Here is a 12,432-nt window from a genome sequence, read left to right as displayed (position 1 = left end):
AGGGCAGATGGGGCGACCGAGGGGTCTCGAACCCCCGACCTCCGGTACCACAAACCGGCGCTCTAACCAACTGAGCTACGGTCGCCACACACTGCACACGCCACGCGGAGGCGCTCCTTAGGAGCGCGTGGCGGCGATCGTCAAGCGACGATTGAAGGCGCTCGCTATCTTACAAAGAGGGGCGGCAATGCAAGGGAAAATGCAGGAAATCACCTGTGCAGACGAAATTAAATTAGCCGCTGCGATTCATGGCTCGCCGACCCTGCGCGCGATAATCCTGGCCGGGCTGAGCTGCGCATCGAGCAAGCTGGTCTGCCGCCAGCGGCTTTCCCCCTGCGCGACCACCAGATCGAGCTCGAACCAGCGGCTGACGATCTGCGGCTGCGATTCGATTTCGGGCCCGAATGTCTGCGACTGCAGCGCCAGCGGCCGCCAGAAGTCCGCAATCCGCGCATAGCCCAGCTGCGGGCGTTGTGCGATCAGGCTACGCGCGCGGTCGAGCGGGATCTTGCCCGGCGCCAGCATCATGATCAGCGGCGCCTGTTCGGGCAGCAACGTGTTGACGTTGATCGGCGAGAGCATGGAGTCGGGCAGCGCGCAGATCCAGGGCTCCAGCCGCGCATACAGCTGCGGCGTCATGCCGCGCAGCGCCTGCACCTCGCCCTTGTCGCCCAGCAGACGCCCGGCGGTGCGATAGGGCTGGTCGAGCTGCATGTAGAACTGGTCCTCCGCGCCCGCAGGCAGCGAAATCTGGTCGGTATCGATCCAGTCCGCCAGCGCATCGGCCATCCCGCGCGCCTCGTCCGATGCGACACCCAGCGCCTGCATCAGCCCGGCAAACTGGCCGATGCCCACCGGGCGCGAGGCCAGGTTGCCGGGTTCACCTTCTACCACCGAATTGAGATTGAAGCAGTTGCCGCCATCGCGCACCGTCGCGGTGACCACGGCGCCCGAGCCGTCGTCGATCGGCAGCACCGTGGGCGTACCGATCCAGCCACCCGCGTTGACCGTGCGCGCAGGGCTGAGATCGAGCCGCCGCTTGATCTCGCGCGCGGCAAGGCTTTCCGCGCCCAGCGCGACGAAGCGGGCGCGATCGGACGCGTCGGCATTGCCCGCCAGCCGCACCGCCAGGTTCACCCGGTCGAGAATCAGCGTGGTGACGATCGCCATCACCGCGACCAGCAGCAATACGCTGAGCAGCGCGATACCGCGCTCGGAGCGGGCGATGACGGGGCGCTGGGCGCTCATGCGCCGCCACCCGCCACCAGGAACTGCAGCGTCAGCGGCCGCGCCGCATTGCCGGTCTGGACCAGGGTCAGCTCGATCGCAATGGGAAGCTCGTCGGTGCGCTGTGGCCGCCAGTCCGTCTGCCACACACCCTGCTTGTCGCGAAATCGTACCCGCGCGGAGTCGATGCCTTCCAGAATCGCCACCGGCGCGCCCGTCTTGGCGCCATCGGCCTTGGCCGCGATAGCACGCGTCAGCCGCCCCTCGCCCAGCGCCCATTCGACTCGCTGCAGGCTGGAGACGCCGGGCTGAGGATCGATCTGCGCCACCTGGCGGGAGAAGCCGAGCAGCAGCTCATCTTCGCTCATCAGCGCCACCCGGTCGCTGCCCAGCGCATCGCGCGATGGCCGCGGCAGCATCAGCGTCAGGTCCTGCGCCATGATCGCCGAGAACCGGCGCAGGTCACCCATCTCCTCCAGTCGCACCGCGCTGCGCGCCTCGGCCTCGACCGTCTGGCGCAGCAGCAGCACCGATGCGCTGGCGATCATCCCGAAGATGAACAGTGCGACCATCATCTCGACCAGAGTGAAGCCGTTTCTCTGCCGTGAAGCGCTCTCCTCTCCGCGTTCCCGAGCGAAGTCGAGGGACGGTTGCGCAACGTCCCTCGACTTCGCTCGGGACAAACGGGATTGTGCTACAACTGTATCTCTCACAGCACCGGCCTCAGCACCGTCAGCGTGACCTCTGGCCCGGCCGCCTGCTTGACCGCGACCTCGACCTTCAAGATCTCGCCGCCTTCCAGCGCCGTGGTGGTCCGGCGCCAGCTGAAATTGCGCCCCGCATTGGTGGCAGCGCCTTCTGCATCGCCCAGCGATGGAGGGTTGGGGTCGGTCAGCGCCTCGACCGCCAGATTGCGCACCATGATCTCGCTGTAAAGGCGGCTGTCGAGCTCTGCGGTCTGCATGAGGCTGGCCCCCTGCAGCTTGATCAGCGCCAGCGCCGCGATCGAGAACACCGCCAGCGCCACGAGCATCTCCAGCAGGCTGAAGCCGGCGGATCGATCTCGTAGGGGCGGGCGGCACGGCATGGGCGATCATTTAACCGGCAATGCCGCACCGCGCCAGCCGTTTGCGGGGTTGAACTCCGCCCGAATTGAGGGCTAATCGGCGGGCAGAAGTCAGCCGCCCATGGATCGGACCAATGAGCCAGACCAATACCGCCAGCAACCAGTGCAATATCGCCGCGCTGACGAAGGTGCCGGGCATCCAGCGGGTCCCGACGCCGCGAATGGAGCTTTTCATCCTGCGCGCTTTCCTGACGCCGGAAGAATGCGCGCGCTTTGTCGACAAGATCGATGCCGACCGCCGCCCCTCGACCATCGCCGACCCCAATGGCGACCATTATTTCCGCACGTCGGAAACCTGCGATCTGCGCGCCGACGACCCCGAGGTGGTCGCGCTCGACGAGCGGCTGAGCGTGCTGTCGGGCATCGACCGCCAGTTCGGCGAGACGATGCAGGGCCAGCGCTATGCCGTGGGGCAGGAGTTCAAGGCGCATACCGACTACTTCGAGCCGGGCGGCGAGGATTTCGAGCGCTATACCAGTGTCGCAGGGCAGCGGACCTGGACGTTCATGATCTATCTGAACGAGCCGGTCGCAGGCGGCGCGACGCGGTTCAAGACCATCGGCAAGTCGATCCAGCCCGAGACCGGCAAGCTGGTCGCGTGGAACAACCGGCGGCCCGACGGCAGCCTCAACCCTGCCACCATCCATCATGGCATGAAGGTGCGCGAGGGGACGAAGTACGTGATCACGAAATGGTATCGCGAGAGGCCCTGGGGCTGGTGACCCTGGCTGGCTATCGCCCCGGCCCTGCCATGCTGGTCACCGCGGCCTTTATCGGCCCCGGTACCGTCACCGCCTGCGCCAGCGCGGGCATCGGCTTTGGCTATGCCCTGCTCTGGGCGCTGGCCTTTGCGACCATCGCGACCATCATCCTGCAGAACATGGCGGCGCGCGTCGCCATCGTCACGGGCCAGGGCCTTGCAGAGGCGATCCTGGCGGCCGCGTCCAGCCCGCCGCTGCGCTGGGCGATCGCAGCGTTGATCTTTGCCTCGCTCGCCATCGGCAATTCGGCGTACCAGGCCGGCAATATCAGCGGCACCGGCGCAGGGCTCAAGCTGCTGGGCCTTGCTGGCGTCTCGCCGGCGTTACTTTCCCTGGCCACGGGCAGCCTGGCTGCCGGTCTCATCATCATCGGCAAGCCGGCGTGGCTGGAGAAGTTGCTGATCGCACTGGTGCTGGCGATGTCGATGGCCTTCATCGGCGGGCTGGCGGTGATTCAGGTCGACTGGGCCGCAGCGGCGCGTGGGCTGGTTCCGGCTCTGCCCACGGGCAGCCTGTTCACCGCGATCGCACTGATCGGCACCACCGTCGTGCCCTACAACTTGTTTCTGCACGCGGCATCGGTGCGCGGCAAGTTCGCCGCCGACCGCGCAGGTCTCGCGGCATCGAACCTCGACACGGCCATCTCGGTGGCACTGGGCGGCTTGCTGTCGATGGCGATCGTCATCATGGGCGCGGCGACCGCCGCAATGCCCGGCACCAGCGCCGGGCCGCTCGACGATGTCGCGCTGCGGCTGGAGGAGCTGTTCGGCGCGCCTGCGCGGATCGTCTTTGCTTTGGGTCTCGTCGGCGCCGGGTTCAGTTCTGCGCTGACCGCGCCGCTCGCCACCGGCTATGTGCTTGGCGAAATGCTGGGCGGTCAGGACAATCCGGTTCGGCGCACGCGCATCTTCAAGCGCACCGCGCTGGCGGTGGTCGCCATCGGCACGGGCTTTGCCTTTTTCGCGGTCAATCCCGTTGAACTGATCCTGATCGCCCAGTCGGCCAACGGGCTGCTGCTGCCGATCCTGGCCGCCTTTCTGCTGTGGGTGGCATCGCGGCGGCAGAGCCTGGGGGCATTTGCCAACGGTACGGTGGCCAATGTCGCTGGCGCTGCGGTGGTGCTGGTGTGTGCAGGGCTTGGCCTGCGGCTGATCCTGCGCGCAGCGGGCGTGTGGCCATGACCGGCTGGATCGACCTCAACGCTGATCTGGGCGAAGACCCGCTGGAAGAGACGCGCGACATCGCGCTGATGACCCATATCTCCAGCTGCAACATTGCCTGCGGCGGCCATGCCGGCGACGATGCCAGCATGACGCGGATGCTGATCGCCGCGCGCGAGGCAGGGGTAGCCGCCGGCGCGCATCCCTCCTACCCCGACCGCGCAGGGTTCGGCCGTACCTCGCTTGCCATGCCGCTGCCCGACCTGATCGAATCACTGCTGGCACAGGTCCGGGCGCTGGTGCGGGTGGCAAACGGCCTCGCCATCCCCCTCACCCACATCAAGCCGCACGGCATGCTCTACAACGATCTGGCCGATCGCGCCGACATGGCTGGCCCCGTCGCCGCCGCGCTCCACATGGCCTTCCCGACGCTGGCCCTGGTAGGCCTCGCGCATGGCGCATTCGAACAGGCCGCAAGGGACGCAGGCGCGCGGTTCATCGCCGAGGGCTTTGTCGACCGCGGCTATACGCCCGCGCGCCGTCTGGTGCCGCGCAGCCAGCCCGGTGCGCTGATCGCGGGCGATGAGGCCCGCGCCGCGCAGGCGCTCGCCATCGCGACGGGCCAGCCGCTCACCGCCAGCGACGGCAGCCTGATCCATGTTGTTGCACACAGCCTGTGCATCCATTCCGACAGTCCCGGATCGGAACAAACCGCTTTGCGGATCGCCAGGGTGATGGCAAGCAAGGGCATAAGCATAAAAGCGCCCGGAGAGATGCCCGATGACCCTGCCGATCTACTGCGCCGATGACTGGCTGATGATCCGATCGCTCGCGCCGGATCAGGTGGCGGGCCTGGCGCTGGCGGCGCAGGAACAGGGGTGGGACGATATCGTGCCCGGGCTGGACAGCCTTTCGCTGAGCTGGAACCCGGCGGCGCGATCGCTGGAGTCGGCGCGTGCAACCGCAGAGGCCCTGCTGGCCGGAGCGGCCCAAGCGCCTGCCCAGACTACCCTCCCCGCTGTCACCTTGCACATCTGCTACGACGCAGCCTGGGCGCATGACGCGGAGATCGTCGCCGAGCTGCTGGGCATGACCACCGACGCGCTTCCGCAATGGCATGGTGCGCAGGACTGGAAGGTGGCGATGCTGGGGTTCCAGCCGGGCTTTGGCTATCTGGTCTGCGACGCCCGGATTCCCGATATTCCGCGCCTGTCCGATCCGCGCGCGCATGTTGCGGCGGGCTCTGTCGGCCTGCTCGGCCAGATCTGCGGGCTGTATCCGCATGCAGGGCCCGGCGGCTGGCCGATCATCGGGCGCATCGCCGAAACGCTGTTCGACCCGCACGCCGCCTCGCCCGCACTGCTCACCGCCGGGCAGAAGGTGCGTTTCGAGCGGATCGACGCTGCGACCCTTGCCCGCCTGACGGGAGCCAGCGCATGAGCATCACCGTCATCAAGGCCGGGCTGCAGTCGAGCGTTCAGGCGGGGCCCTTCCGCGCGCTCAGGCGGCTCGCAGTGCCTTCGGGAGGCGCGGCCGACACGTTGAGCCTGGCGCTCGCCAACCGCCTGGTGGGCCAGCCTTATGATGCCGCCGCGATCGAGATCACGCTGGGCCCGGCAGAGTTCCGTGCCGATCAGGCGATGGCCGTCGCGGTCACCGGCGCGCCCTGCCAGGTCGAGATCAATGGCGAGGAGGTCGAACCGCATCACACGCTGCATCTGAAGGCGGGCGACAGGATCTCGATCGGCCGGGTCTGGGCGGGGTGCCGGGTCTATCTGGCATCCTCCGCGCCGATCGCGGTGCCTGCGGTGCTGGGTTCGCAATCGACGCTGATCGGTGCGGGCTTTGGCGGGCTGGAGGGACGCGCGCTCGCCGATGGCGATGTCATCCCGACGCACGGTTCCGATGGCCGCACGGACGATCTTGTCACCCCTGCCGAACTGCAGCCCTTTTTCGGCCATGGCTTCGTGCTGCGCGTGGTCGCCGGGCCCGAGAGCGACCGGCTGGCGCTGGGCATGGCAGCTCTGGCGCGCAAGCGCTGGCGGGTGTCATCGCGGTCGAGCCGGATGGGGCTGAAGCTTCAGGGGACGGCGATCGATCTCAATTCCGCCACCCCGATCCGCAGCGGCGCGGTCTTCCCCGGCATCATCCAATGCCCGCCCGATGGCATGCCCTATCTGATCGGCTGCGAGGGCCAGACCACCGGCGGCTATCCGCGCATCGCGCAGGTCATCCGCGCCGACCGTCACCTGATCGGCCAGCTGGCACCCAATGCGACGATGCTGCTGGTCCCGGTGCAGCCCGAACAGGCCGAGCAGATCCTGGCCGAAAAGATCGGGCTGTGGGGCGAGTGGCTTCCCGGGCTGACGCTGTCGTAACGCTGGCGGCGATCAGCCGCCCATCGCACTGAAGATCATCGGGCCGCCGATCTCGATCGACTTCTTGTAGGCCGGGCGGTCGCGCAGCCGCTGCAGATAGGCCCGGAGCGCCGGACGCTCGCCCAGCAGCTTGCTGGCATCGGCGACTTCGAGCAGATAGGCCATGTTGATGTCCGCACCGCTCAGCCGGTCGCCGACCAGGAATTCATGGCCCGTGACTGCCTTGTCGGCATGGTCGAGCAGCTTGGTCACTTCTGCGCCCAGAAATCCGCCGAGCATGGGGCCAAGGCCGCCGAAACGCGGGCCAAGCGCGGTGAAGATGATCGGGCCGGACATCGTGCCTTCGGCAAAATGCAGCCATTCGAGATAGGCCGGGCGGTCCTTGGCATTGGCAGGCGCCAGCGTTTCGGACCCGAAGCGCTCGATCAGATATTCGATGATCGCGCCCGATTCGACCATCACATGGCCATCGATGATCACCGTGGGCGCCTTGGACAGCGGATGCACCTCAGCCAGTTCGGGCGGCGCGCGGAAGGTTTGCGGATCGCGCTGGTGCCGGACCATCTCATAGGGCGTTCCCATTTCCTCCAGCAGCCAGATGACCCGGGTGGAACGCGAATATTCAAGATGGTGCAGCACAACGCTCATGGCAGGTCTCTCCGGTCGGTTCTGGTTATGGTTGTCGATTGGGTCGTGTCAGTCGGCAGCTGTCAGCGCACCGGCCGTGTCCACAGGCGGCAGCGCCTGAGGTGCCATCATGCGCGGGTCCTTGTCCATGTCCAGCCAGTCGCTGTACGGACGGCCATAGACCTGGTCGAAGAATTCGTACGGCAGCCGGAAGGGCCGGGTCGAGCCGCTGTTCCACAGCATCACGATGCCGGTCTGCGTGGCGGGGTCGAACCACATCGCCGCGCGATAACCGTTGACCGCGCCGCCATGGCCGACCAGCCAGTGGCCGTCATAGATATGGCTGCGCCAGCCCTGGCCATAGCCATGGCTGATGATCAGCGAATCCGGCCCGCTGCGGCCGCCGCGATAGGTGGCCACGCGCGGGCGGTGGATTTCGGCGCGGACATTGGCCGAGATCACCTGCGGCGACTGGCCCATCTGCGCCTGCATCCAGCGCGCCAGATCGACGATGTTCGAACTGACCCCGGCCGCCGCCGGCACGCGGAAATAGGCATCGGACAAGACCTGCACGCGTCCGCCGCGATAGGGCCGCGCCCAGTTGCGCGCACCCGTGAGGTTGGGCATGCCCAGCCCTGCGCTCTTCATGCCCAGCGGGGCAAACAGCATCTGTGCTGCGGCGAGTTCGTACGGCATGCTGGTGGCATTGCCGACGATCTCGCTGAACGCATCATAGGCAACGTTCTGATAGCTGTGGCAATCGCCGGGCAGGCACTGCTGCGGCACGGTGGAGAGCATGTTGCGGAGCATCGGGGCGGGATCGCCCGATTCCAGCTTGCCGTCATAGGCATTGCGCGCAAGGCCCAGCCGGTGCGCCAGCAGATCGGGGATCGCCAGCCGGCTTTCCGCGCCGCCCGCCAGCTTCAGGCTGGTGCCGAACGATGCCAGCGGTGCCGAGAGGCTGAGCTTGCCCTGTTCGGCCAGCTTGTAGGCCAGCGTGCCCGCAACACCCTTGGAGACCGAAGCCCAGCGAAAGACGGTATCCGGCGTCACCGCAAGGCCCGCTTCGCGATCGGCAAAGCCATAGCCGTTCACAAAGGCAAGACGTCCGTTCTCGACCGTGGCGACCGCAAGACCCACCATTTCGGGATCGCGCATCATCCGCTGGATCCGAAGATCGAATCCGGCATAATCGACCTTGCCCTGCCAGCGCTCGGGCGCCAGCGGCAGATTGGCATCGTCGATCAGCGGCTGGCTCGCCTGCGCCGCGATGGCGGGTGAGCCGGTCACCACGCCGCCGCCCCGCGATACATTGAGGCCGATCAGCAACGCGCCTGCGGCGATGCCGCTGGCTGTCCATACAGCAGGACTGCGCAGCCAGTGCTTCATGCTGTCTCCGATGGTAAAATTGCGCCCCGGCCCCCATGCATTATTGCCTGCATTTCAGCCACTCTACCTGTTTTGCCCTGTAAAATGCTTAAGAGCAAGCCAGTGCGGATTCGGTCTGTCGCCGGTGAGGTTCGGATCATCCGCTGAGGCGGCCCCGAATACTGCACCGCGACCGTTCCCTGCTGCGGCCTTTCCCGTGTGCCCAGTGTCACAAGGGTGCGTCGAAACTGTGCTATCCGCCCGCCCGGTCGTCATTCAGACCCACGGTAAGGAAAAGGAGAGCCCCATGTCGATTGCCTGCAAGACCCTGGCCGCGATTACGCTGCTGTGCACCGCCACCCTGACACAGGCAGCCGCACCTGCAGGCCCGGCGAGCGGCACCTGGGCCACGGACTTTGGTACGATCACGCTGGTGGAAGATGCGCAGGGCATGATCAGCGGCGCATATGAAACCGACGATGGCCGCATCACCGGCAAGATCGAAAATGGGGTGATCGAGGGCTTCTGGGTGGAAAGCGCATCGGACTATACCTGCGACACTGCCAAGATGGGCAGCCGCCACTGGGGCCGCATTCGCTTTGAGTTGAACAGCGCGCGCACCGCCTGGACCGGCATCTGGTCCTATTGCAACTATGAATATCTCGTCGGCAATGTCTGGAACGGCAAGCGCGCGGCCAAATGACCTGCCTGGCGCAGCTCAGGCCAGGCCAGACAGCCAGCGGGCGAACGACAGCCAGCCTTGCGTCGACCAGACCATCGGGGTCAGCAGGATGCGCGCCAGGACAATGGCGGCTCCCACGACCGCGGCAGGGTGAAAGCGACGGGTGACGAGGCGGTCGCGCAGCAGCAGCACCGCCAGCAACATCAGCACCACCAGGCCAGAGAGCGGCCCCACGGCTTCACCGGGCAGACCGGACATGCCGATCAAGCGCCCCGCTGAAGGCTGGACCATGTTGATCATCGCGACCAGCATCAGGCGCTTGTGGATATCGGGACGCTGGCGCAGCATCAGGGCTGCGATGATCAATCCGCCGAACACCGGTGCATCGAGCAGCGGCAGTGCGGCCCAGGACAGCGGGTCGATCCCCGGCGGCGCGGTCAAGGGCCGGTGGATGCCCGCCACTCCGACCGCGATCGCCAGCGGGATCATCATCGCTACCAGAACCATGCCCAGCAACCCCAGTTGCCGGTGCAGATGGCGCTTGCCTGCCGAGACCAGGCCCACCTGGACGAGGAACAGCAGCACCCAGGCGCTGAACACGATGCCATGCAGGTGCACCAGCAGGTTCAGCGGCTCCATCGGGTGCGGCGGCGGGATGAAGGCGCGCAGATAATAGCTGGGCGCAAAGCCGATCACGGTGAGCAGCAGGATCAGCGCCGCCATCGTCAGAAAGAAGCGATGCTCGCGCTCCGCCTTGCTCGGGCCCATGCCCACGAATTGCGCCATAATGCCGATCCCCCCGGATAAGCCCTCAGTCTGAGGCGTTATCGGGCGATAGGCAATGGCTCGTTGCGGGAAAACCGCCGCAGACAGGATCAGATGCCGGCGCGATAGTCCGCCGTGATCGACGCCACCGCCGCGATCTCATCCTCATGCGCCGGGTCGCGCCAGGTTTCCGCCAGGCCCATCGCTTCCCAGTCCAGCATCGCCGGGTGGCCGAGCATCCGTCCCACCCAGCCGTTGGCAGCGTCCGACAGGACAAGACCGAAGCTGCGCACCCGGAAGGCGACAGGGGCAAAGAAGGCATCGACGGCGCTGAATTCGGCGCCTGCCAGCCAGGGACCGCCAAACCGGTCGAGCCCTTCGGTGAATAGTTCGGATATCCGGTCGATATCGGCCTGCAGCGCGGGCGGAATGGCGATCAGTTCGGCGCGCACGCCCACGCTCATCGGGCAGATGTTGCGCAATGGCGAGAAGCCAGAGTGCATCTCCGCCGCCGCGCAGCGCGCCCAGGCGCGCGCGACGGGATCGGACGGCCAGACACCCTGGTGACGCTCGGCCAGATATTCGACGATGGCCAGCGAATCCCAGACGACGATATCCTCGTCATGCAGGCACGGCACCTTGCCATTGGGAGCGAAGCTGTGAAACTCGGCCGCGTTGTCCGCTCCGGCGAACGGTACCAGCCGGTCATCGAACGGAATATCCAGCGCACGCATCAGCAGCCAGGGGCGCAACGACCAGCTGGAGTAATTGCGGTTGGCGGTGAACAGTGCGTAGGCCATGATTACTCCGCTGCTGCGAGGTGCGTCTTCAGAAAACGGGTGCTGTCGCCGAGCACCGGTCCCTTGCCGCGGAACGGCTTGGACAGCGCCATCACCACCTCTTCGTGGTCGAGCCCCTGATAATTGATCATCTCGACCACCGCGCCTTCCTGCTTCAGGCGCGCGGTGAGGTTGATCGCGTTGCGCGGACGCACCGTGGTGTCGAGGGTGCTGGTGACCAGCAGCATCGGCGGCGCATCGGCGCGGGCAAACGCGATCGGCTGCGTGACCTTGGGGTCAGGATAATCCGCCATCGCATCGATCGAGCGCTTGGTGGTGAAGGGGTAGAAATCATAGGCCCCGCTCAGCCCCACCACCGCCTTGACGATGCCGGGATCTACCCCCGCCGCCGTCAGCCAGCGCGGATCGAGCGCCAGCAACACCGCGGTGTGTGCGCCTGCCGAATGGCCGGAAAACCCGATGGCATCCGCATTGCCGCCATAGCGCGCGATATTGTCGCGGGTCCAGGCGACCGCGTCGGCGGCATCCTCGACAAAGGCGGGGAAGCGCACCTGGGGCACTTTGCGGTAATCGGGCACGACAACGACAAAGCCCTGTTTGGCAAAGGCGCGCCCGGCAAAGGCATAGTCCTGACGTGCGCCCTTCACCCAGCCGCCGCCGTGCCAGAAGATCAGCACCGGCCTTTTCTCACCATCCTTGGCATCGGCAGCCCGCCAGACATCGAGCGTCTGGCCATGATCGCCGAACGGCACCGCCTCTGCCACCAGCGCGGCACCCTTGCCGCCACCCATCACCGCATCGAGATGGCTCAGCAGCAGCGGCGGCGATGTGGTCGCAGCATAGGCTCCGAAGCCGCCGACGGCGGCGAGCAGTGCCCCCAGGCCCAGCTTTGTGCCGCGCTTCACGTGGTGTAGTGCGCCGTCGTCTTGGCCGCGACATCCTCAGCTGTCACGCCCGGGGCCAGTTCGATCAGCTTGAACGGGCTGTCATGGTCGGGCCGCTGAAACACGCACAGATCGGTGATGATCATGTCGACCACGTTCTTGCCGGTCAGCGGCAGGGTGCACGCCGGAATGAATTTGGGGTCGCCGTTCTTGGAAGTGTGCTCCATCACCACGATGATCTTCTTGACGCCCGCGACCAGATCCATCGCGCCGCCCATGCCCTTGATCATCTTGCCCGGGATCATCCAGTTGGCGATGTCGCCATTTTCGGCGATCTCCATCGCACCGAGCACGGTGAGGTCGATATGCCCGCCACGGATCATCGCAAAGCTGTCCGACGAGCTGAAATAGCTCGACGAGGCGAGTTCGCTGATCGTCTGCTTGCCCGCGTTGATCAGATCGGCGTCCTCGTCGCCCTCCATCGGGAACGGGCCGATGCCCAGCATGCCGTTTTCCGACTGCAAGGTCACCTCGATGCCCTCGGGCACGTGATTGGCCACCAGCGTCGGGATGCCGATGCCCAGGTTGACGTAATAGCCGTCCTTGAGTTCCTTCGCGGCGCGCGCCGCCATGTCGTCACGGGTCCAGGGCATA

Annotated in this window: 15 protein-coding genes and 1 tRNA gene; 6 read left to right on the top strand and 10 right to left on the bottom strand. The window is 66.4% G+C overall.

The features are described 5' to 3' along the window. Positions 1-8 precede the first annotated feature (8 nt). From LI72_RS11740 to gspI, 4 genes are all read right to left on the bottom strand, one after another. Positions 9-85: transfer RNA gene (locus LI72_RS11740), tRNA-His, on the bottom strand. Between the two features lie 161 nt (positions 86-246). Next, on the bottom strand, positions 247-1,248 hold the full coding sequence (gene gspK / locus LI72_RS11735) for a type II secretion system minor pseudopilin GspK (RefSeq protein ID WP_033925987.1): 1,002 nt from the start codon (positions 1,246-1,248) through the stop codon (positions 247-249). Then, positions 1,245-1,940 carry a type II secretion system minor pseudopilin GspJ gene (gene gspJ / locus LI72_RS11730; RefSeq protein WP_269429435.1) on the bottom strand — a complete coding sequence of 232 codons (696 nt, stop codon included), beginning with the start codon at positions 1,938-1,940 and terminating at the stop codon, positions 1,245-1,247. Before gspJ ends, gspK begins: the two co-directional genes overlap by 4 nt. After that, complete coding sequence (gene gspI / locus LI72_RS11725) at positions 1,937-2,314, bottom strand: type II secretion system minor pseudopilin GspI (RefSeq protein WP_052129758.1); 378 nt, start codon at positions 2,312-2,314, stop codon at positions 1,937-1,939. Before gspI ends, gspJ begins: the two co-directional genes overlap by 4 nt. Before the next feature lie 113 nt (positions 2,315-2,427). Between gspI and LI72_RS11720 the strand changes: the two genes are divergently transcribed. Genes LI72_RS11720 through LI72_RS11700 form a run of 5 tightly spaced genes read left to right on the top strand, consistent with a single transcriptional unit; the run spans position 2,428 to position 6,652 of the window. Continuing rightward, entirely contained in the window at positions 2,428-3,075 is a 648-nt protein-coding gene (locus tag LI72_RS11720) for a prolyl hydroxylase family protein (RefSeq protein WP_052129757.1), read from the top strand. Beyond that, positions 3,045-4,295 (top strand): NRAMP family divalent metal transporter, encoded by a 1,251-nt coding sequence (locus LI72_RS11715; RefSeq protein ID WP_052129756.1) that lies wholly within the window; start codon positions 3,045-3,047, stop codon positions 4,293-4,295. Before LI72_RS11720 ends, LI72_RS11715 begins: the two co-directional genes overlap by 31 nt. Next, positions 4,292-5,083: a 5-oxoprolinase subunit PxpA gene (gene pxpA / locus LI72_RS11710; RefSeq protein WP_156139581.1), complete on the top strand. Its 792-nt coding sequence runs from the start codon at positions 4,292-4,294 to the stop codon at positions 5,081-5,083. The genes LI72_RS11715 and pxpA overlap by 4 nt, the downstream gene beginning before the upstream one ends. Beyond that, positions 5,055-5,714: a 5-oxoprolinase subunit B family protein gene (locus LI72_RS11705; RefSeq protein ID WP_052129754.1), complete on the top strand. Its 660-nt coding sequence runs from the start codon at positions 5,055-5,057 to the stop codon at positions 5,712-5,714. The genes pxpA and LI72_RS11705 overlap by 29 nt, the downstream gene beginning before the upstream one ends. Then, positions 5,711-6,652, top strand: coding sequence for a biotin-dependent carboxyltransferase family protein (locus tag LI72_RS11700; RefSeq protein WP_052129753.1), 942 nt, complete (start codon positions 5,711-5,713; stop codon positions 6,650-6,652). The genes LI72_RS11705 and LI72_RS11700 overlap by 4 nt, the downstream gene beginning before the upstream one ends. A 12-nt stretch (positions 6,653-6,664) precedes the next feature. Here the strand turns inward: LI72_RS11700 and LI72_RS11695 are convergent, their stop codons facing one another. Next, entirely contained in the window at positions 6,665-7,300 is a 636-nt protein-coding gene (locus tag LI72_RS11695) for a glutathione S-transferase family protein (protein ID WP_033925985.1), read from the bottom strand. Positions 7,301-7,348: 48 nt separating this feature from the next. Then, the gene (locus LI72_RS11690; RefSeq protein WP_033925984.1) at positions 7,349-8,668 is read right to left on the bottom strand and encodes a serine hydrolase domain-containing protein; all 1,320 of its coding nucleotides are present in this window, start codon (positions 8,666-8,668) and stop codon (positions 7,349-7,351) included. 286 nt (positions 8,669-8,954) lie between these two features. On the opposite strand from LI72_RS11690, the gene LI72_RS11685 reads away from it, so the two are divergent. Beyond that, positions 8,955-9,350 (top strand): hypothetical protein, encoded by a 396-nt coding sequence (locus tag LI72_RS11685; protein WP_033925983.1) that lies wholly within the window; start codon positions 8,955-8,957, stop codon positions 9,348-9,350. Between the two features lie 15 nt (positions 9,351-9,365). Here LI72_RS11685 and LI72_RS11680 read toward each other — a convergent pair whose 3' ends face one another. From LI72_RS11680 to LI72_RS11665, 4 genes are all read right to left on the bottom strand, one after another. Next, on the bottom strand, positions 9,366-10,115 hold the full coding sequence (locus LI72_RS11680; protein WP_033925982.1) for a hypothetical protein: 750 nt from the start codon (positions 10,113-10,115) through the stop codon (positions 9,366-9,368). An 89-nt stretch (positions 10,116-10,204) separates the two neighbouring features. Then, positions 10,205-10,894 (bottom strand): glutathione S-transferase family protein, encoded by a 690-nt coding sequence (locus LI72_RS11675; RefSeq protein WP_033925981.1) that lies wholly within the window; start codon positions 10,892-10,894, stop codon positions 10,205-10,207. A gap of 2 nt (positions 10,895-10,896) precedes the next feature. Beyond that, positions 10,897-11,799, bottom strand: a complete 903-nt coding sequence (locus LI72_RS11670) for an alpha/beta hydrolase (protein WP_033925980.1) — start codon at positions 11,797-11,799, stop codon at positions 10,897-10,899. Then, positions 11,796-12,431 (bottom strand): 3-oxoacid CoA-transferase subunit B, encoded by a 636-nt coding sequence (locus LI72_RS11665; protein ID WP_033925979.1) that lies wholly within the window; start codon positions 12,429-12,431, stop codon positions 11,796-11,798. Before LI72_RS11665 ends, LI72_RS11670 begins: the two co-directional genes overlap by 4 nt. Position 12,432: the final 1 nt, after the last annotated feature.

Source organism: Sphingomonas sp. 35-24ZXX, from assembly GCF_000786215.1.
GTDB lineage: Bacteria > Pseudomonadota > Alphaproteobacteria > Sphingomonadales > Sphingomonadaceae > Blastomonas.
The sequence above is the reverse complement of the archived record's forward strand: the minus strand, read 5'-3'. Positions and strand labels throughout refer to the sequence as shown.